Here is a 20,476-nt window from a genome sequence, read left to right on the forward strand (position 1 = left end):
GTTAGTTATCCAGCGCGTGTTCCAGTGCGCGCTCGAGACCGGGCGCGGTACCGGAGCCACTCGGCGTCGGCGAGACCGTCATATCCGACTCGATGTCGGAGAGGGTCTCGAGATCCATGTTGTTCGTGATGAAGAACCACGGCAGGTCGTAGTAGTGGAAGATCTGTGTCATCTGGAAGTCGAGTTGGTCGAACGGCTCGACACCCTCGCGGAACTCGCGCGCCGTCCAGTTCTGGAGGAAGCCCATCTCGATGCTTTCGTCGGCGATGTCGCCGATGTTCTCTTCCGTGCCGTCGCTCGTCTGGGCTTCGATGGACAGATCGTCCAGATGACCGTTCATGACCGACGCCAACGCCTCGTTCGCGGCGTGGCCCGTCGTCCCCTGCTCGGACGTTTTCATCCGGATCGTGTCGACTTCAAACGTGTCGTCGGGTTCGTCTGCGCGCTCGAACTCGTCGCTCCAGACGTCCAGTTCCTCCTCGTAGAAGTCCGCAGCGGCCGGGTGGAACGGAATCCCTTCGTAGGCATTCTGCACCCAGAACTCCGGATCTTCGTGAAACGCGAAGATGCCAAACTCGTCGGCCAGCTCCTCTCGAACCTCCCACATGGTCTCGAGGTACGTGTAGACGACGTCGTAATCGAGTGCCGCCTGGGAAACGAAGTTGTACGAGAACGATGGACACGGAATCTCACCGGGTACGTCCACGTCGTCGTTATCAGCACCCTCCATCTCGTCCGTGTCCAGATTCTCGATGAGGAGCGTCTCGTCGTCCTGCCACGCCTCGTTCGTCTCGTCCGTGACGTCGAGCACGCGGAACTCGTCGACCGACGCCATGGCCTCCTGCAGCCAGCCGGGCGTGATCGAGAAGTTCATCATCGTGCCGACGCCGACGTCTAGCTGTCCCTCGTTCAGGGCTCCGCCCTGTTCGGAGAAGCTCACGCTGATCCGTTCGTATCCGGAACCGTCGTCGTCCTCGCCGAAACAACCGGCGAGCGCCGTCGCGGTGCCGACGCCGGCCGCCGCGAGGAACGATCGTCGAGTCTGTCCGCTGAAGCTACTAGTGGGTCTCTCTACCATGAGACCAGAATCAATGCTATAAGGGTATAATAGTATCTATATTTGTTTGGTACTATTCATCAGATAGCTAAACACTGTTCGGATGACGTACAGCAAAGACTACGACTGCAACCCGAACCCACGTCGAGGACCGCTTTCGACTCGAGCGGTTCCGGATCCCATCGTTCGGGGACGTTCTGCGGATCTGTCGTCGATAACCTGTTCACGTGCCGACACGCTACACAATCACGTGTAACCGGAAAGACAACACGAAGACCACAATACCTATTGTGCCTTTAATGCTCCTAGAAGGTATGTTGGACTTCGTCAATCTCGAAGCAGACCTCGACCAGGAAGAGCGCATGATCCGGGACACGGCCCGGGAGTTCGTCGAGGAACACGTCAAACCCGATATCGGCGAGCACTTCGAAAACGGGACGTTCCCGAAAGAGCTCATCGACGAGATGGGCGAACTGGGCTTTTACGCGCCGAATCTCGAGGGCTACGGCTCGCCCAACGTCTCCGAGACGGCCTACGGACTTCTGATGCAGGAACTCGAGGCCGGCGACTCGGGGCTGCGATCGATGGCGTCGGTGCAGGGCGCACTCGTCATGTACCCCATCCACGCGTACGGAAGCGAAGAGCAGAAAGAGGAGTGGCTTCCGGCGATGGGGCGCGGTGAAGCGATCGGCTGCTTCGGCCTCACCGAACCCGAACACGGCTCGAACCCGACGGCCATGGAGACCTACGCCGAACGCGACGGCGACGGCTACGTCCTGAACGGCTCGAAGACGTGGATCACGAACTCGCCGATCTCGGACGTCGCGATCGTCTGGGCGCGCGACCGCTCCGCCGAGGACACCCCAGTCCGCGGCTTCCTCGTCGAGACCGACCGCGACGGCGTCAGTACGAACAAGATCGACGAGAAGCTCTCGCTGCGCGCGTCGATCACGGGTGAGATCGGCCTCAACAACGTCCACGTGCCCGAGGAGAACGTCCTGCCGGGCGTCGAGGGCATGAAGGGGCCGCTGTCCTGTCTGACCCAGGCTCGCTACGGGATCGCCTGGGGGGCCATCGGCGCCGCTCGAGACTGTTTCGAGGAGGCCCGTCAGTACGCCAAAGACCGCGACCAGTTCGGCGGTCCGATCGGTCGATTCCAGCTCCAACAGCGCAAACTCGCGGAGATGGGAACCCAGATCACCCTCGCTCAACTGCTCGCCTACCGGCTCGCCGAACTCAAAGAGCGCGGCGAGATGCGCCCGCAGCACGTCTCGATGTCCAAGCGTAACAACGTCCGTATGGCGCGCGACCAGTCGCGGATCGCCCGCGAGATGCTCGGCGGGAACGGGATCACCACCGACTACTCCCCGATGCGCCACATGGCCAACATGGAGACGGTCTACACCTACGAGGGGACCCACGACATCCACACGCTCGTCCTCGGCGAGGAGTTCACCGGCATCGCGGCCTACCAGTAACGTCCCGTCCGTTCCGAACCGCATCTTTTCGTCGTCGCAGGCGTCCACTGCGAGTGTGCGACCATCTTCCACGTCTCGAGCACTACCGAGACCGAGAGAAGTCTCTGTTTCACATAGCGGAACAGCGGATCGGTACGCCGATCGGAGAACGGTTCGTTCCGCACAGCGATAGTTTCGTTTTGTTATCCGGAACATTGATTGAGATCGTGACGTATACCCCAGTATGAGCACGCACGGGGAAGACGAAACCGACGCCGGGGTCTCGACGACACGGAAGACGTTCGAGATCCTCGAGGCGCTCAAAGCGGAGGAGGGGGTGACGATCACGGAGCTCACGCGACGAACGGGGTTGAGCAAGAGCACCGTCTATCGACACCTCGCGACGCTCACCGACCTGGGGTACGTCGTCGAACGCGACGGCGGCTACTACATCGGGTTTCGGCTCCTCGAGATCAGCGAACAGGCTCGAACCCGGAAGACGGGATACACGGCCGCGAAGCGAAAGGTGTTCGAACTGGGTCAGGAAACCGACGAGCGGGCCGTCTTCATCGTCGAAGAAGAAGGGGAGGGCGTCTACGTCCACCGATACGGCAGTCTCGCGGACACGATGATCGGCAAACGCCGACCGCTGCACTCGCTGGCCTCCGGCAAGGTTATTCTCGCGGAGTGGAACGACGACGCCGTCCGCGAGTTCGTCGCGGAGAACGGACTCGAGGCGATCACGGACAACACGATCACCGACCCCGACGTTCTCCACGACGAACTGGACCGGATCCGCGAGCGCGGCTACGCCGTGAACAATCAGGAGCACATGGACGGCCTGCGTGGCGTCGCCGTCCCCGTCTACACCCCCGACGACGAATTCCTCGGCGCACTCGGCGTCTTCGGCCCGGCGAGCCGATTCAAAGACGACTACCTCCACGAAGAGTTGCCCAGCCTCCTCTGGGACAAGGCGGGCGAAATCAAAGTGACCTTGGCTTACGGCTGAGTCGGGCGTCCGAATACCGAAACGCCGTTTTGGCGATAGTGACAGCGGTGTCCACCGGTGACCGACGATTTCACCCCTTCTGTCACCCTGTGCAGCCGTTCGTGGCGCCGAACGTCCCCGGTTCGTTCGCCTCTCCCAAAACGACGGTAACCAGCCGACGTCCGCATGGTGAAACAGAACGCATCGCCATCGAAACGACTTTCCACGGTTCACGAGTAGCGACGCGCTATGGACGAGCGAAACAGGAGTCCCGGACCGAGGCCGAAAGTCGCTCGACTGATCGAGGAGTACGACCTCACCGGCGTCGGCGACGAACTCGAAGCCCAGTGGACCCACCCGGACGACCGCAAGAGTCTCCGAACGCTCGCCGACTCGTTCAACGAACGCCTTCTCAGAGCCTCGCTCGAGGCGGAGCGAGTCGACACGCTCACCGAAGACGTCGGCCACCTTTACGAGTTGCTCAGCGAACAGACGGGCAGCCGCGGCGAACAGCTTCAGGCCAGACGACGCCTCGAGCGAGTCGGTATCGACGTCGAAATGCTGATCGACGAGTTCGTCTCGTACGGTGCGGTTCGGTCGTATCTCACGGGCTATCGCGACGCATCGCTTCCGGAGACGACCGACGGCGACGTCCGCCGAACGGAACGGAACGCCATCGAAGGGCTCCGTCAGCGAACGGTGGCGGTAACCGAGAGCAAACTGGCCCGACTCCGAGCGACCGACCGACTGGATATCGGATCACACCGCGTGCTCACGAACGTCCAGGTCGTCTGTGAGGACTGCCACAGCCAGTACGACGTCTCCGAACTGCTCGAGGCCGGAGGCTGTGACTGTAACGCGCCGTAGCGTTCGAGTCCGAACCCGATCGACGGCACCGCCCGCGAGTGACTGTTCAGAAACATATAACAAAAGTACGGTTGTTACGGGTTGTGCGCCGTCGACGGGATCCGGCTGCCGTTTCAGTTCGCAGAACCGTGCGAGCTACCAGTTTCCGGAGAATGTAAGCTACCATATGTCGTGGTGGCAACCGTTCCGTTCGGTAGCTGGTATCGAAACGGCGAGAGACGATACAACACGCGTTTCCGGCCGAGCAACGCCCGCCTACGTGCGATAATTCGTTGGTTCGCGTAGCCGTAACAGATATACCCGTGTGACGGCGTTTAGTCGGCCGTAACACCCGTTAGCCGATACTATCAGGAGACACAGATCACTCATTCCACATGACATTGTTGAAACTGCTTTTCAGAACGTACGGATTTCGGATTAGTTATTCGACGAACGGGCGGGCAGCGAGTGATCTCATCCGTGGCAGTAACGTGCCATTCCGATCCTGAGAACCGCGACGAGAGCGCGGGCCCTCACCCGACGATCGCCCCGAGTTCCCGTTCGAGTCCGTCGAGATCGATCGTTCGGCTCCGGACGTCGGTCTCGTACCGCTCCTTGTACCCCGATCCGGTCAAAATGGCGACGACGTCGTCGTCCGGTTCGATGGCGCCCGATTGCGACAGGGTCCGGATCCCGGCGATAGCGACCGCACTCGAGGGTTCGACGGAGACGCCCACCGTCGTCGACAATCGATCCATCGCGTCGCGGATCTCCGCGTCCGGGACGGAGACGACTGCGCCGCCGGTGTCTCGAGCGGCCGCGAGTGCGCGCGTTCCGCTCGGCGGGTCGCTGTTCGCGATCGACACCGCGATCGTGTCGCCGGCCGTTACCGGCGACACGCTCGCACACCCCTCGCGATAGGCCGTCGCCACGGGATCGCACGCGGCCGCCTGCACGAGATAGAGTCGTGGGACGTCGTCGACGAGCCCCGCACGGTTCAGCTCCCGGAGCGCCTTCCAGACCGCGCTCGCCTGCCCGCCGCTGCTGACCGGCAAGGCGATCGCGTCCGGCGTCTCCGGCGAGCATTGCTCGAGGATCTCGTACGCGACCGTCTTCTGTCCGGCGACGCGAAACGGCGTATCTGAGTTGACGAAGGCGACGTCCGCCTCGAGCGCGAGCGTCTCGTGGTAGAGTTGCCCGTAGTCGCCCTCGACCCGGAAGAGGTGCGGATCGTGTCGCGCGATCAACTCGAGTCGTTCGGCGGGCGTGTCCGCCGGGACGAACACCGCACACTCGAGGCCGGCGTTCGCGGCGTACGCGCTCGTACTGAGCGCCATGTTTCCGTGCGAGACCGTTCCGACCCACTCGTAGCCGGCCCGGGCCGCGTAGCTGACACCCACCGCACTCCCCCGATCCTTGAAACTCCCCGTGGGATTCTGGCCCTCGTGTTTCAGCGAGAGCGAACAGCCGGCGTACTCGTCCAACCTGTCCGCGCGAACGAGCGGCGTCGTTCCGGGGGGAACGCCCGACGGCTCCGACACCGGAAGGACGTCGGCGTAGCGCCACATGCCGCGACTCCACTCGGCGTCGGGCCACTCGAAGTCGCTCGGATCGGTCTCGATCCAGAGGGGTTCGCCGCACGAACAGCGGCTCCGGTCGTCGATTCCGTACGTTCGTCCGCAGTCGTAACAACACAGCTGTCCGTTCATCTACGATAGCGGTCTCGCCGGAGCGACAAAACGCTTCCTTCGATCCGACTCGAGGGACGTTTCGAGGGCCAAATAGTTACGTGGCTGGTGGTACAAGAAGAGAACATGTATCGCGTCGTACTTCCCGTCGGGTTGGACGAGCAGCGGACCAGAAAGGCCGTTTCGGTTATCGAATCCCTCCCCGGCGAGCCCGACGCACTCGAGGTAGTGGCGCTGAACGTATTCAAAGAGTTCGACGTGACCGACGAAGGCGGGCGGGTCAGTTCCGCGGATTTCTACGACGAGGACGCGTTTCCCGGTCGTACAGAAGCCGCCCTCGAGTCGCTCGAAGAAGCGGGCGCGACGGTCGTGAAACGACGGGAGCACGGCGACCCGGCCGAGAAGATTCTCGAGGTTGCGGCGGACGTCGACGCGGACACCATCGTGATCTGCGGACGGCATCGCAGTCCGACCGGGAAGGCGCTCTTCGGCAGCGTGACGCAGTCGGTGTTGCTCTCGGCGGACTGCCCCGTCGTTATCACGACCGAGTAGCTTCGTTCGGCAGACGGCCGTCGAGAGAATTTCGGAGCGGGCAAGTCACGTGAGATAGCGAACGTACACCGTTATCGCGATACCGAACGCGAGGCTCGCACCGACGGTACCGACCAGTGCGATCGTCTGATCCACTCGCAGCAGATAGAACACGCCCAGCGTGAACGCCGCGTACAGAAATGCGAGAGAGACGCCGAATCGAAACCACTCCCGCTGTCCGGAGAGTCCCGCGCCCTCGCCGTCGTCCGTGTTCATCGGTGCCACGTTCGGAGATTGCACGCGACGCCCCGTGTAGTTTACCCACGAGACGGGTGTCGGTTGCGACCCGGTCGAGTCAGCCGAATTCGAGCGCCGGGGGTCGGCGTCGTCAGCGAACCACGGGCGCGTCGACGTCGCCGATCGTCTCGACTGACGCGCGGACGTGGTCGCCCGGTTCGATCGGCTCCGCGCCGGGCGTGCCCGTGCTGAACAGATCGCCGGGCTCCAGCGTCATTACGTCGGAGTGGAACGAGACGATCTCGCGGGGCGGGAACAGCATGTTCCGGACCTCGTTTTCCGCCGCGACCCGATCGTTGACGATCGTCTGTACCGTTAACTCCTCGAACGCGAGCGGAGTCTCGGGGACCGCGATCGTCGGACCGACGACGAGGAACGAGTCGAAGCTCTTCGCCCGCGTCAGGAATCGCGGGTTCCGCTGGAGGATGTCCTCCGCGGTCATGTCGATGACCGGCAGGTAGCCGGCGACCACGTCGTCGACCGCGTCCTCGTCGACGTTCCGACACGATCGGCCCATCAGCACCGCGAGTTCGGCCTCGGCCGTCACCCTGTTACTCTGCTCGACCGGTGGGAGTCGGATGGGACCACCCGGCCCCGTGACTGCGGTGTTCGGCTTCATGAAGCTCGCCGGCTCGTCGGGCCGTTGCTCGTCGAGGTCGCCGGCGTGTTCGGCGTAGTTCAGCCCGATTCCCCAGAGCGTTCCGAATCGCTCGAGCGGCGGCCCGAACCGGACGTGTGCCGAGTCGACTCTGTCGGCCGGCGCCGCGTCCACGTCGGGGAGCGTGCCCGCCGCGGCGCGCGGGAGCGCGTCCCGGACGGTCTCGAGGTCGGGCGCGGCCGCCGAGAGGGGGACGAACCCCTCCTCGTCGCCGAGAAGCGGGCGACCGTCGGCCGTGCGTGCCAGGTACTGCACGGTCACTCCTCGCGATCCGTCCAGAAGTCGAACGAGCGGCCGGGCGCGAACACGTCGAGCCCGACGGCCAGTTCGTCGCCGGTGTTCTCGACTCGGTGCGGTTCGTCGGATTCGAGCAGGACGGAGTCGTACCGCTCGAGGGTCACCGACTCGCCGTCGTCGGTCGTGACCGTGAGTTCGCCCTCGAGACAGAGACAGACCTGCTCGTTCTCGTGGTCGTGCATCGGTGAGCTGTGGCCCGGCGGCTTCTCGAACCACTCGAAGGAGAACTGTTCGCTGCCGGCCATCGAGACGCGTCGCCACCCGTCCTCGGGTTCGTACGTTTCGGCGTCGTCGAAGTCGACCGGTTTCATAGGTTCGCCCCCGTGGAGCCGCCGTCGATCAGGACGCTCTCGCCGTTGATGTAGCCCGACACCGGCGAGGAGAGGAACGCGACGGTGTTGCCGAGTTCCATCGGGTCGCCGACCCGCTCGAGGGGGTTGCTCGCCCAGTCGTCGAGGCCCTCCTCGTAGGAGTCGTAGTCGCCGCGGTCGACGGCCTGATTGACGAGGTCTTCGATGCGCTCGGTCTCGTGCGGCCCGGGAAGGACTGCGTTGGTCCGAACGTCGGGCGCGAACTCCTTCGAGAGCGTCTTCTCGAGGCCGATGACGCTCATGCGGACCGAGTTCGAGAGCACCAGACTGTCGATGGCCTCCTTGACGCTCCGGGAGGTGATGTTGACGATCGTCCCCTCGCCCTCGCGAAGGTGGGGTTCGGCCTCGCGGGCGAGTCGGACGACGCTCATCACGAGCAGGTCGTACGCCTGATACCAGTCGTCGTCGTCGGTGTCCAGGAACGGCCCCGACGGCGGACCGCCGGCGCTCGTCACGAGGTGGTCGATCCCGCCGAACTCGTCGACGGTCGTCTCGATTAACGTCTCGATGTCGTCCTCGTTCGTGAGGTCGCCCTGCTGGGCGACGACCTCGCCCGTCGCGACGTCTTCGATCTCCGCTCTCGCGTCCTCGAGTCGATCCGCGTCGCGGCCGTTGATGACGACGTTCGCACCCTCACGTGCGAGGGCCTTCGCCGAAGCCTTGCCCAGGCCGCTCGAGGAAGCCGTTACGAGCGCTGCGTTGTCGGTGAGCTGTAAGTCCATCTCGTCCGTACTCCCAGAGGAAAAACGCAAAAAGCTTGGTGTTGCGGTAAGGACGTAGGGCAGGCCGATCGAGTGCAACCGCCCGTCCGTCGGCGTCACGCGAACGAACTCGGTGTCGACGTGGAACAGACGTACACTCGTTGCGACCGGCTCGGCGATCACACATATCGATTAATTCCATATGGCGGAATGTAGTTCGCACGGATAACGACGCTTACTGCCGTATCGCGTCTCCCACCGCGCTCGAGTCGGCTCTCAGCCGTCGTGCTATCGCGTCGCCGACCAGTACGTAAATTACAACCATATGAATGTAATTGCGGGCTCACACACGTCGATTCGAAACGAGAATCTTCCACACTGTGGAACCTCCCCTCGCGTTCGAGCGGCCGTACGTCGGTTCGAACCGCTGTCCGTCGGTTCGAGCCGCCAACCTGCGCTGAGAGACCGGCATTCGGTCCGTTTCAGTTCCGCATGCTGGAATTTATACGTCGAGTGATCGTACGCGAACGTATGACGGACGACAACCCCAACCGGATCGGGAGCACGAAGACGAGTTTCGAGATCGTCCACGCACTCCAGGAGAACGGTCCGTCCCGGCTCTCCGAGATCGCCGACCGACTCGAGTTGACTGAAAGCACCACCCACCGGCATCTGAACACGCTCTGTGACCTTCGGTACGTCTCGCGGCAGGGCGAACTGTACCAGATCGGTCTCCGCTTCGCCCGGTTGGGTCGAGCGGCCCAGACGCGGGATCCGGCCTATCAGATGGCGAAGCCGTACGTCCAGACGCTGGCCGAAGAGACCCAGGAGCGGGCGCAGTTCGTCGTCGAGGATCACGGTCTCGGCATCTATCTCTACTTAGAAACCGGCAGCAACGCCGTCCGAGCCGGATTCGGCATCGGTCGACAGATCCACCTGCACTGCTCGTCCGCCGGTAAGTCGATCCTCGCACAGTACCCGCGAGACCGAGTCGACGCGATTCTCGACCGGTGGGGAGTTCCGGCTCACACCGAGAACACGATCACCGATCGCGACGCGTTCTACGAGGAACTCGAGCGGGTCCGCGACCGCGGCGTCGCCTTCAACCGCGAAGAGCACGTCCACGGACTCAACGGGACCGCAGTGCCGGTCGAGCGGGAGGGGGAGGTGCTCGGCGCGCTCGCCGTCGCCGGCCCCTCCCATCGGCTGAACGGCGAGCAACTCGAGTCGAACGTTCCCGACCGGTTGCTCGCGGCCGCGAACGAACTCGAGTTGAACATCACCTACTCGTCGCCGGACAGCGCGGACGATCACGTGGTCGAGTGATACGGATTACGGTACCGATTTACCGGTGCAACCGCGCTCCGGGCGGCGGTTGCGCCGGAAATGACGTACAGTAAACCGTCTGACCGTCACTCGAACGACGCCGTTCCGTCGTCGAAGGCGAGTCGCTCGCGCTCGAGCACGGTGACCGACTCCCCGAGATCGGAGAGCAGCGCTTCCGAAACGCGGAACTCGGCGAGATCCGTCGTGTTTTCGATCCATACGACCCGGGCCGTCTCGGGATCGTAGCCGCCGAGGGCGTTCAGCGCGACCCGGAGCGCGAGTTCGTCGTCCGGCGCGACGGCGGGAAGTTTCGCCTTGGAGAGCGAGCCGCTCGTCAGCGCGTTCGCGTAGGTCTTCTTCAGATCGAGCTGGTCGACCGCTTCTCGTCGGGTGATATCTGCCAGCCCGATGCCGTTTCCGTTCCCGCTCGTCGCCTCGGTGAGCCCGCGGGCGTAGATCAGATCGATCGACGGCGTCTCCGGGTCCGGCGCGTTGAGGACGCGGTATCGGCCGATCACGTTCGTATCCATTCCCGCGCCGGAGATCTCCTTGCCGAGTTCGTCGACGACGAGGAGATCGATATCGTCGACCGGCAGCGTCGCCATCTCCTCGCGGGCACGCTCCAGCAGGGCGGGCTCGCGTCGCTCGAGTGACGGCCCGTCGATCGCTTCGATCACCCCGATCTCTTCGTGGAAATTTTCGACGAGTGCGAGTCCGCCGAGCAGCGGAACCGAATCCCTGATGGCTGGGACCAGCGACTCGATGGTCGGCACGTAGCCGCGGTCGAGCGCCGTCGAGTGAAACGCCTGGGCGCCCCGCTGCTTGCCGAGCCCGACCGCGAGCATCTTGCAGAGCCCGCTCTCGAGCGACCCGGTGAAGTTCGTGTGCGGCTTGACGCGATTGATCACCAGGACGGCGTCCGCCTCGAGCGCGGCGGTGGAGAAGTAAACCGGCGTCGTCATCCCGTCGACGTCGACCTCGTCGAGCGTCTCGACGTCCATCCGCGCGTCGATCGGTGCACCGACGTACTCCTCGGTGAGCCCCAGCGCGGCGAGGATCTCCCGCTGGCCCTCGGGGGTCGCACCGCCGTGACTCCCCATCGCGGGGACGACGACCGGTTCGAACCCCCGGTCCTCGATGTACGAGACCGTCTCGGCCGTGACATCGGCGATCCGGTGGATACCCCTGCTTCCGACCCCCACGGCGATCGTTGCGCCGGGCTCGAGGTCGTCGAGCGCGAGTCGGTTTAGCTCCGAACGCGTCGTCGACAGCGGGTCGGAGAGCGTGCTCGTCGGCGGGTCGTAGCTGACGCGTGCGAACGGCGGGGAGCCCTGTGGCTCGATGAGCGGCCCGATATCTGCCCGGTCGGGAAAGTCCATACGCGTCATAATGGGACCGGCGTGTTAATTCCTCCTGAGAAAGAGTTGCCGATAGGTGAATAAATTTAAACACACTCGTTCGTGACCGAGTATGGAGATCGACCACGTCGAGTCACTTCCAGTCGCGATTCCGCTGGAAGAGCCGGTATCCTTCTCCAACAGAACGCTCACCTATCGCGATCACGCGATCACGTACGTCCGAACCGAGAGCGGACTCGAGGGCGTCGGCTACTCGCTCGGCTACGAAGGCGCGGAACTAATCGCCGAGGCGGTTGAGTCGCTGCTCGAGCCGATGCTCGTCGGCGAAGATCCGCGAGACACCGAACGACTCTGGCGAGAGATGTACGACGGGACGGTTCAGATCGGTCGGTCGGGGCTGCTCCTTCGCGCCATCTCGACCGTCGACATCGCCCTCTGGGACCTCAAGGCGAAAGCCGCCGAGCAGCCGCTGTACAAACTCCTCGGCGGCTACGCCGACGCGGTACCGGCCTACGCGAGCGGCGGCTACTACCGCGACGAGAAGGGCCACGAGGGACTGCGTGACGAGCTGCGGCGCTACGTGGATGAGGGCCACGACGTCGTCAAGATGAAGGTCGGACGACGGTCGGTTTCCGAGGAAACGGCACGCGTCGCGGCCGCTCGCGACGAGATCGGGGACGATCGAACGCTGTTGCTCGACGCGAACGGGGCCTGGTCGACGGCGACGGAGGCCATTCGGGCCTGCCGCGCGTTCGAACCGTACGACCCCTACTTCATCGAAGAGCCCGTGATGATCGACAGCGTCGAGGCGATGGCCGCCGTCAACGACGCGATCCCGTACCCGGTCGCGACCGGCGAACTCGAGGGCCCGCGATACGACTTCGAACGGCTGTACAGCGACGGCGCCGCGGACGTGCTCCAGCCCGACGCCACCGTCTGTGGCGGCATCACCGAGTGGCTCAAGATCGCCCATCACGCCGCCGCCCTCGACGTACCGATCGCCCCGCACTACAACTGGAACCTGCACGCGTCACTGGTCGGCGCCATCGAGAACGCGCTCTGGGTGGAGTACTTCTACCGTGACATGGACGTGAAGGTCTTCGACGACATCGTCGAAGCGCCGCTCCGGCCGGACGACGGCGGCGTGATTCCACTCCCGGACGAGCCGGGCCACGGCGTACGGTTAGACGAGGCCGCGATCGAGCAGTTCCGAACGGACGACTGACGCCGAATTACCCGAACCACCGAACATTACAGATGAAAGACTTCTCAAACCAAATCACGAACCGAGACGAGAGCCGCGACGTCGAAATCACGGACATCAACACCTGCGTCGTCGAGGGCAACTTCGAGTGGAACCTGATCACAATCGAGACCGACGCCGGCGTCACCGGCATCGGCGAGTCCTATCGGGGCGGCGGCGTCCACGAACTCGTCGAGTACACCAAGCGGTTCCTGATCGGCGAGAACCCCCTCGACGTCGAGCGACTCTACAGGCAGATCATCCAGGAGATGTCGGGCCACGGCGGAACGACGGGAAAGGTCGTCACCGCCGCCTCCGGCATCGAGATCGCGTTGTGGGACGCAGCCGGGAAACTCCTCGACCTTCCAGTGTATCAACTCCTCGGCGGGAAGTTCCGCGACGAGGTCCGGATCTACTGTGACTGTCACGCCGGCGAAGCCTACGCCGTCGAGGACGGCTCTACCGAGTACGCCACCGCGGAGGCCTACTCGCCGGAGGCGTACGCCAACGAGGCCCGCCGCGTCGTCGACATGGGCTTTACCGCGCTCAAGTTCGACCTCGACCTCGAGATGGACAACGATCCCGACCCGTTCAACGGTCGCCTCACCAACGGCGCGATCGAACACAAACGCGAGATCGTCGAGGCCGTTCGCGAGGAGATCGGCTACGACGTCGATCTCGCCTTCGACTGCCACTGGGACTACTCCGTCGAGAGCGCGAAACGGCTCGCGTACAAGCTTCGGGAGTACGATCTGATGTGGCTCGAGGACCTGATCCCGCCGGAGAATATGGCCGCCCAGACGGAGGTCACGAAGGCGACGAAGACGCCCGTTGCGACCGGCGAGAACCGGTTCCGGGTGCACGAACTCTCCGAGCTAATCTACGATCACGGCGTCGACATCGTGACGCCGGACCCGACGACCGTCGGCGGACTCAAAGAGACGATGCGCATCGCCGACCGCGCCGAGGAGAACTACATGCCGATCTCGCCGCACAACGTCTGCAGTCCGGTCGGCACGATGGCCTGTGTCCACCTCGGCGCCGCTATCCCGAACTTCGACCTCCTCGAGTACCACGCCCTCGAGGTCGACTGGTGGGACGACCTGATCGATCGGGACGAACCGCTCATCCAGGACGGCTACATCGAGGTGCCCGAGAAACCGGGCATCGGCGTCGAACTGGACGAGGACGTGGTCGAAGCGCACACGCTCGAGGGGACGACGACGTTCTGATCGGGCACCCACCGCTGCGGGCGAATGCGTGGATTTACGTCGTTATCCGCGAGAGGTAGTCCATGACATCGACTTCGGCGGCCCCGTTGGACGGCGTTCGCGTGATCGACTGTACACAGATGCTCTCCGGACCGTTCGCGACGCAACTGCTCGCGGATCTCGGTGCGGACGTCGTCAAGATCGAGCGTCCGAACCAGGGGGACATCACCCGCAGCGTCGGCCCGACGGTCGGCAACTCGGAGATCACCGCTTACTTCGCGTCGTTGAACCGCGGGAAGCGTAGCGTCGAACTGGACCTATCGACCGCGGACGGCGCCGCCGCCCTCGAAGCGCTCGTCGAGACCGCGGACGTCCTCGTCGAGAACTACCGACCCGGGACGATGGCGAAGTGGGGCCTCGGCTACGACGACCTGCGAACGGTGCGCGAGGATCTCGTCTACTGTTCGATCTCGGGCTTCCTCGAGGGCCCGTACCGTGACCTTCCCGCCTTCGACATGGTGGTTCAGGCGCTGAGCGGCAGTATGAGCATCACCGGGGAAGCCGACGGACCGCCGGCGCGTCCGGGCATTCCGATCGGCGACATCTGTGCGGGGATGTACGCCGTTATCGGGATCACGACGGCGCTGTACGACGGGGCCGGCCAGTACATCGACGTGCCGATGTTCGAGGGGCTGGTGTCGTGGCTCACCGAGCGTGCGGGACGGACGTTCGTCACCGACGAACCGTATCCGCGTCAGGGGACCGTCCATCCGACGCTCGCACCGTACCGAACGTTCGAGACGGCCGACGGCTGGTTCGCGGTCGCGATCGGCAGCGACGGCACCTGGCGGTCGCTCTGTGACGCGCTCGAGCGTTCCGACCTCGCGGCCGACGATCGATTCGAAACGAACGACGAGCGCGTCGCCAATCGGGAGGCGCTGACGGCCGAACTCGTCCCGGTGTTCGAGCGGCGGACGAACGACGAGTGGTTCGACCTGTTCCGCGATTACGGAATCCCCGGTGCACCCGTCAAGGATACGCGCGAAGTGTTCGAGGACGAGCACCTCCGGGCGAGCGGCGTCCTCTCCGACCTCGAGATCGACGGCGTCGAACTCCCGTTCCCCGTCTGTCCGATCGACTTTTCCGGATCGACGACCCGGTCGGGACACGAACCGCCACGGCTCGGCGAGCACACCGCCCCCGTCCTCTCGGAGTCGCTTCCGGAAGAGACGGTGGCCGCGATCCTCGAGCGACGCGGGTAACCGAGTCGACTCGCCCGGCCGAAAAAACGGTTCAGAGCGCGGAACCGCAGTTACGTGGAACTCGAGACGAACGGCGCGTCCCACCCGTTAGCGATGGCTCGCTCCGCGAAGAAGATCAGCGCGAACACGCCGATTCCGGCGAGCTGGAAGATGCGGCCCGGATACACCATGATGAACGCACCCAGCCAGAACAGCCCGAAGCGAAGCGGCAGCCTGAACCGTCGCTTGAGATCGAACGGGAAGTTGATCCCGTAGATGATCGTCAACGCGCCCGCGAGCACGACGAGCCCGGTGAAGACGGACTGGAGCCCGAGATCCGACGAGACGATCTCCGGGTGGTAGATGAACGAGATCGGGAGCACGAACAGGGGTGCAGCGATCGTGATCGCGACGCCACACGTCTCCCAGAAGTTCGATTCGGCGATGCCGGAGGCGACCACGACTGCGATTGCGACGGGTGGCGTCACCCCGGCCATCACCGCGGCGTAAAACACCATGTAGTGGGCGGCCAGCTCCGGTACGCCGAACTGGTTGACGAACGCCGGTGCGACGAGCGTCGAGACGATGACGTACGCCGCGACTGTGGGCATACCGACTCCCATGACGATACAGACGGCCATCCCGAGCAGTACCGCGATGAGCAACACGCCACCGGAGAGATCCATCAGCAACAGCGCGATTCTCGAGGGGATCCCGGTCACCATCAACAGGTCGACGACACCGTTGACCGCAGCGAGGATGATAGCGATCGGGGCGAGGATGATCGCTCCACGACGGAAGCCACCGACCGTGTTCTTGAGTTCGGTGGTGAGCGCGTGTACGGGACCGTCGCTGTCCGTCCGGTCGGCGACGATTTCCTGCAACACTGGCGTTGCAAGGCCGAGCGTGACCATCGCCACGATGGTCCACAGCGCCGACGTCATCACCGTCCACTGGTAGTATCCGAGCGTCACGAGGAGGATACTGAACGGAATGCCGAAGCGAATTCCCTCGACGATCTTGTCGTTGCGCGTCATCTGCTCGTCGAAGTAGTCCTGGAAGTCGAGCTCCTGGTCGCCGATCTCGTTAACCGAGGTGTAGTGAACGGCGACCGCGATGCTGATCAGGAGGATCGCGGCGGGAATGAGTCCCGCGACGATGACGTCGATGTACGCGATGCCCAGGAACGACGCCATGACGAACGCGGACGCCCCCATCACCGGCGGGAGTACCTGACCGGACGTCGACGCGGTCCCTTCGATGGCCGCCGCGGTCCGCCCTCTGAGACCGGAGTCCATCATCGTCGGAATCGTAAACGATCCCGTCATTCCGGCGTTCGCGGCGTAGCTGCCGTTGATCGAACCGATAACGGCACTCGCCAGCACTGCCGTCTGGGCGACGCCGGATTCGATGTACTTGGCGGTGACGATGGCGATTCGTAGTATGAGGTCGAACGCGCCGTAGGCGAACAGTAACCCGGCATACAGCAGGAACGGCGCGATCCACGCACCCGTCAGCTGGGTCAACGAGCCGTAGAACCCTGCCATATCGGTGATCAACATCTGCAACATGAACGTGGTGCTGATGCCGCCGTGGCCGAGGATGCCGGGAACCAGATAGCCGTAGATGGAGTAAACCATCGCCCCGCCGATGAGCACCAGGAAGACGTTCCCGTACGACCGCCAGGTCAGATACAGGATGACCGCGATGACCAGCCAGGCGAGGTTGTACTCGTAGTCGTACGCCCATCCCTGTCGATCCTGATACATCCCCTCGAAGTTCAGGAACATATACGTGCTCGCGACGGCCATAACGGCGAAGCACGCAGCGAGGATCAGCAGATCCAGATAGTCTTCGTCCGCTATCGACTCTCTGGCCTGGTCGAGCACGTACAAGGCGAGAATCGAACCGATGAACAACACACCGTACTGCGCTCGAGGAAGCGTCTGGGTCCACATCCAGAACAGCACGATCGCCCAGAAGACGATCGCACCGACGGTGACGGCGTTATCGAGTAGTTTTACACTGGCTTGCTGTACTGGCGTCGTCGTTTCTGTACTCATGGGGTCACTGTGGATGAGTTCGGTATGGTTCTGGGGGAGGGTCAGAAGATCGGTTCAGTCAACTAATCGTCTCAGAAGTACTCACCGGCTTCGTCCGGATCGCCGACGACCCAGTCGTCGTTCCAGACCCCCGCATCCTGGTAGTACTCGGCGGCACCGGGATGGAACGGATAGTCGTCCATTCCGGCAGCGGCCATCTCTTCTGCACCATCCGGCGTGAACCGCTCTTCGGCGTCACGGACGGCATCTCCGTGTTCGTCCGCGACGCGCATGATCTCGTAGACCGCATCCTCCGGCGTGTCGTGGTGGAACGTGAACGTCACCTCGAGGTCCCAGGCAACGATTTCGTCCGCACCGATATCCTGTTGCCAGTTGAAATCCTCCACGACGTCGTCGTATTCGACGAAGCCAGCGCCGTCGTAGCTCTCGATCGACTCGACGAGTGCGTCGGTGTGTTCGACGTACTGGACGTCGGTGCGAGCGTCGTATTCGACGACCCAGCCGGTGTTTCCGACGCCGGGCGTCCCGTACGCGATCGCGGCGTCGATGTTCCCCTCCTCCATCGCACCCGGCGCGTCGGAGACGTCCATGTCGACGATCTCCATCTCGTCGTAGACGTCAGCCGTCGGGTCCTGAGACCACACGTCGAGCGTCGTCTCGCGAGTGGAGAACCCCGGTTCGGCCGGATAGACCGTCGCACCGGCGAGGTCGTCGAACGTTTCGATGTCCGTATCCTCGCGCGCGACGAGGTAGATACTGTACGGGAAACCGAGGAATCCCTGCCACGGGAGCGTGTCGACGGGATCTTCCTCGAACTCGCCGACCTGTTCCCGTGCTTTTGACATCGAGTTATTGTCGACGATTCCCGCGTCGAACTCGCCGTCGGCCATCCGATAGGCCGTTCCGATGTAGCCGGGGCTCTCGATCGTCGAGTACATCACCTCGTCGCTGTGCTCTCCGACGGCAGACTCCATCGCGAGCCCGACGTCGAAGGTACCACCGGTGGACGTGCCGACACGAACTTCTTGCGTTTCGTCCCCCGTACAGCCAGCGAGTCCAACGACACTTATCCCGGCAGCGGTCTGAACGAATCGCCTTCTTGTCAGATTCCCACCATTGCCATTTCTAATCATGCGTGCACGACTATGTGTGTGTCATCACCTCACATAAAGGTACCCCCAAGGACCTATATTACATAAAGGGACCCCTGCAGGCATATAACACACAGCGAGCAGCGACCGTGACCGAATATACCGACCACCGCCACCAAACGATAATTCGGCCCAATCGTGACGGCAACAGACCCTGCTTCAGTGGCATCCAAACTAGCTTGAGCTGCCGACTTGCGCTGCTTTCGTCCCGGGCATTCGCACTTTTCTCGACGATGGCGACCGAATGGTCACCAGTCCATCCGTCCTTCGATCGCCGCCCAACTCGAGAGAACGAACCTCACGATTGATTTCAGTAGCTACTCTCTCAGCAGGAGCCACGACCATCCGTTCGGGTTCGATGACGAACGTGACCGTACACACAGCAGCCACGAGCGGGCTTCTTCAACGGTCGTGCGGACACTTCCCCTGACACTCGGACACAGGGATTTAATATCGTCCGTTCGGACGTACCACTATGGTCTCGGACGGAAACAGCCCTGACGTTCCCGAACAAACGATCGGTCAACGCGTGTTGAACGGTCTGGATCGCCTGCAAACGGCGTACAACGACATCGAAAACAGGACTCACAGTGTGCTGCCGACGATCTCACGTGGCCTGGAATTGGTGCTCGCAGTCGCCCTGTTCGTTGGGCTCGGGTACTGGCTCTACACGTTCCTGCTGGTCCCGTGACCAGTTCAGAGGCGAACCGACACGGCGGTGACCGAACCGGAACGACCGAACGAGCACAGACTGACACCGACTGAACGTCGAGGTGATTCGGGTCAGGACTCAGTACGTATGCAAAAGACAACGAGCTAGAAGAAGTAAGCGTATGTCCGGATACAGATAATTCACTGGCGTCATCGATCCCCCCAATCGTTCGTGCAACGCGGAACCCGCACGATACCGAACCCGGTATTTTACTCTCCACGCGTAAGCGCGTCTTAGTGGCCAGCGCATCCGAACAGGTTCTAGCGAAAAGATGGTTCAGAGGTGGTACACCCTGTTCGTTGAATTCGCGGAGATAGATCTCCAGCGATACCACGATTTCCAGTTGCCGAGCTGTCTCGAGATTCGGTCGGTTTCCGATCGACAACAGTACCCCCTCAATACCGTCGTTTAGCGCGTTGTATTCCTGCACCAGCGATCGCTACACGATCTCCCGGCGTCCGTTGGCGCTCGTGTTCTGTATCAGTCCGGAAAGTCGATCGAGCTCATTCAAGAGTTGACCTCTCTGTACTAGAGATAGTGATCTGATATGGCATGTCGGAATGAGGATACGATCAGACTGCGCTCACTCGTCTCCGCGGGTTTATCAATCAAGCCGCGGCCAACGAGGGCATGTCGCAACGACAACAGACGACGCGACGAACAGTCCTTCGAACACTCGGCTCACTGAGCGCCGTCACGCTTACAACGTCGGCAGTCGCCGGTGCACGGAGCGATCGCGACACGGCTCAATCAGAATCAGTAGCGGCGACGGCCGACGATGGCTGCGATGTGAATCAGTACATCGGCGTCGTCGACCGAATCGTCGACGGAGAGCACGTCGTGATCTTGCTCGAGGACGATGGCGAACTGGTCGATCAACACGTCGCTCCACGGTCGGAACTCGAGGACGTCGACGAAAGCGACATTCTACTCGTCGTCATCAAAGACGACGAATTGCTCGTGGCACAGCAACTGCCGAAGCGCCCGGGAGAAAGTATGCCCGAAAGCCGGAATCGGCGCTCCGCTTCCGATCCCGCGGAGGACCTGTCGTAGTCCCCGACGCCGAGACAGTCACTGCTTTTTGAAAGACTCAGTACTGAACCAGCAACAGCTATCGACGAATTCGTATGAGATGGGACGGAGCAGCCGCTCCAAGGGTGTAATATGAGTAGGAGCGGCGAATCGCATTTCCCAGAGGCTCGCGCACTCCAGTACTCCGCGATACGCAGGCGGGCTTATCTTCCGTGTTCGGGATGGGTACGGGAGGAACCCCGCCGCTG

General features: G+C 62.9%; 19 protein-coding genes and 1 rRNA gene. 10 read left to right on the forward strand and 10 right to left on the reverse strand.

Features of this window, described 5'->3' with window-relative positions:
• Position 1 precedes the first annotated feature (1 nt).
• Complete coding sequence (locus BLT08_RS10415; RefSeq protein ID WP_090305978.1) at positions 2-1,078, reverse strand: TAXI family TRAP transporter solute-binding subunit; 1,077 nt, start codon at positions 1,076-1,078, stop codon at positions 2-4.
• A 293-nt stretch (positions 1,079-1,371) separates the two neighbouring features.
• On the opposite strand from BLT08_RS10415, the gene BLT08_RS10420 reads away from it, so the two are divergent.
• The 3 genes from BLT08_RS10420 to rdfA all read left to right on the forward strand — a co-directional run bounded on the left by BLT08_RS10420 (position 1,372) and on the right by rdfA (position 4,369).
• Complete coding sequence (locus BLT08_RS10420; protein WP_090305981.1) at positions 1,372-2,535, forward strand: acyl-CoA dehydrogenase family protein; 1,164 nt, start codon at positions 1,372-1,374, stop codon at positions 2,533-2,535.
• Between the two features lie 223 nt (positions 2,536-2,758).
• A complete protein-coding gene (locus BLT08_RS10425) occupies positions 2,759-3,523 on the forward strand; it encodes an IclR family transcriptional regulator (protein WP_090305984.1) in 765 nt (254 codons plus the stop codon).
• 228 nt (positions 3,524-3,751) lie between these two features.
• The gene (gene rdfA, locus BLT08_RS10430; protein WP_090305987.1) at positions 3,752-4,369 is read left to right on the forward strand and encodes a rod-determining factor RdfA; all 618 of its coding nucleotides are present in this window, start codon (positions 3,752-3,754) and stop codon (positions 4,367-4,369) included.
• Positions 4,370-4,881: 512 nt separating this feature from the next.
• Here rdfA and thrC read toward each other — a convergent pair.
• Positions 4,882-6,057 carry a threonine synthase gene (gene thrC / locus BLT08_RS10435; protein WP_090305992.1) on the reverse strand — a complete coding sequence of 392 codons (1,176 nt, stop codon included), beginning with the start codon at positions 6,055-6,057 and terminating at the stop codon, positions 4,882-4,884.
• A gap of 105 nt (positions 6,058-6,162) precedes the next feature.
• Between thrC and BLT08_RS10440 the strand changes: the two genes are divergently transcribed.
• Positions 6,163-6,588: a universal stress protein gene (locus BLT08_RS10440; RefSeq protein ID WP_090306170.1), complete on the forward strand. Its 426-nt coding sequence runs from the start codon at positions 6,163-6,165 to the stop codon at positions 6,586-6,588.
• A gap of 45 nt (positions 6,589-6,633) precedes the next feature.
• On the opposite strand, the gene BLT08_RS10445 is transcribed toward BLT08_RS10440, so the two are convergent.
• The 4 genes from BLT08_RS10445 to BLT08_RS10460 all read right to left on the reverse strand — a co-directional run bounded on the left by BLT08_RS10445 (position 6,634) and on the right by BLT08_RS10460 (position 8,912).
• A complete protein-coding gene (locus tag BLT08_RS10445) occupies positions 6,634-6,843 on the reverse strand; it encodes a hypothetical protein (protein ID WP_090305995.1) in 210 nt (69 codons plus the stop codon).
• 112 nt (positions 6,844-6,955) lie between these two features.
• Positions 6,956-7,777: a fumarylacetoacetate hydrolase family protein gene (locus BLT08_RS10450; RefSeq protein ID WP_090306172.1), complete on the reverse strand. Its 822-nt coding sequence runs from the start codon at positions 7,775-7,777 to the stop codon at positions 6,956-6,958.
• 2 nt (positions 7,778-7,779) lie between these two features.
• Positions 7,780-8,130, reverse strand: coding sequence for a cupin domain-containing protein (locus BLT08_RS10455; RefSeq protein ID WP_090306000.1), 351 nt, complete (start codon positions 8,128-8,130; stop codon positions 7,780-7,782).
• Entirely contained in the window at positions 8,127-8,912 is a 786-nt protein-coding gene (locus tag BLT08_RS10460; RefSeq protein WP_090306175.1) for an SDR family oxidoreductase, read from the reverse strand. The genes BLT08_RS10455 and BLT08_RS10460 overlap by 4 nt, the downstream gene beginning before the upstream one ends.
• Before the next feature lie 510 nt (positions 8,913-9,422).
• On the opposite strand from BLT08_RS10460, the gene BLT08_RS10465 reads away from it, so the two are divergent.
• The gene (locus BLT08_RS10465) at positions 9,423-10,217 is read left to right on the forward strand and encodes an IclR family transcriptional regulator (protein ID WP_090306003.1); all 795 of its coding nucleotides are present in this window, start codon (positions 9,423-9,425) and stop codon (positions 10,215-10,217) included.
• Between the two features lie 86 nt (positions 10,218-10,303).
• On the opposite strand, the gene BLT08_RS10470 is transcribed toward BLT08_RS10465, so the two are convergent.
• Entirely contained in the window at positions 10,304-11,596 is a 1,293-nt protein-coding gene (locus BLT08_RS10470; RefSeq protein WP_090306005.1) for a nickel pincer cofactor-dependent isomerase, group 22, read from the reverse strand.
• Positions 11,597-11,687: 91 nt separating this feature from the next.
• On the opposite strand from BLT08_RS10470, the gene BLT08_RS10475 reads away from it, so the two are divergent.
• The 3 genes from BLT08_RS10475 (at position 11,688) to BLT08_RS10485 (ending at position 15,291) form a co-directional block, all read left to right on the forward strand.
• Complete coding sequence (locus BLT08_RS10475; protein WP_090306008.1) at positions 11,688-12,800, forward strand: mandelate racemase/muconate lactonizing enzyme family protein; 1,113 nt, start codon at positions 11,688-11,690, stop codon at positions 12,798-12,800.
• Positions 12,801-12,832: 32 nt separating this feature from the next.
• Complete coding sequence (locus tag BLT08_RS10480; protein ID WP_090306011.1) at positions 12,833-14,050, forward strand: mandelate racemase/muconate lactonizing enzyme family protein; 1,218 nt, start codon at positions 12,833-12,835, stop codon at positions 14,048-14,050.
• A gap of 62 nt (positions 14,051-14,112) precedes the next feature.
• Positions 14,113-15,291, forward strand: a complete 1,179-nt coding sequence (locus BLT08_RS10485; RefSeq protein WP_090306018.1) for a CaiB/BaiF CoA transferase family protein — start codon at positions 14,113-14,115, stop codon at positions 15,289-15,291.
• Positions 15,292-15,341: 50 nt separating this feature from the next.
• Here the strand turns inward: BLT08_RS10485 and BLT08_RS10490 are convergent, their stop codons facing one another.
• Together BLT08_RS10490 and BLT08_RS10495 are read right to left on the reverse strand one after the other, a co-directional pair.
• A complete protein-coding gene (locus tag BLT08_RS10490; protein ID WP_090306021.1) occupies positions 15,342-17,333 on the reverse strand; it encodes a TRAP transporter permease in 1,992 nt (663 codons plus the stop codon).
• A 71-nt stretch (positions 17,334-17,404) separates the two neighbouring features.
• Positions 17,405-18,466 (reverse strand): TAXI family TRAP transporter solute-binding subunit, encoded by a 1,062-nt coding sequence (locus BLT08_RS10495; RefSeq protein WP_090306024.1) that lies wholly within the window; start codon positions 18,464-18,466, stop codon positions 17,405-17,407.
• A gap of 493 nt (positions 18,467-18,959) precedes the next feature.
• On the opposite strand from BLT08_RS10495, the gene BLT08_RS10500 reads away from it, so the two are divergent.
• Together BLT08_RS10500 and BLT08_RS10505 are read left to right on the forward strand one after the other, a co-directional pair.
• Positions 18,960-19,175 carry a hypothetical protein gene (locus tag BLT08_RS10500; RefSeq protein ID WP_090306027.1) on the forward strand — a complete coding sequence of 72 codons (216 nt, stop codon included), beginning with the start codon at positions 18,960-18,962 and terminating at the stop codon, positions 19,173-19,175.
• 651 nt (positions 19,176-19,826) lie between these two features.
• On the forward strand, positions 19,827-20,249 hold the full coding sequence (locus BLT08_RS10505; protein WP_090306030.1) for a hypothetical protein: 423 nt from the start codon (positions 19,827-19,829) through the stop codon (positions 20,247-20,249).
• A 116-nt stretch (positions 20,250-20,365) separates the two neighbouring features.
• Here BLT08_RS10505 and rrf read toward each other — a convergent pair.
• Positions 20,366-20,476 (reverse strand): 5S ribosomal RNA (gene rrf, locus BLT08_RS10510); the annotation flags it as partial.

The sequence above is a fragment of the Natronorubrum texcoconense genome, assembly GCF_900100335.1.
Classification (GTDB): domain Archaea; phylum Halobacteriota; class Halobacteria; order Halobacteriales; family Natrialbaceae; genus Natronorubrum; species Natronorubrum texcoconense.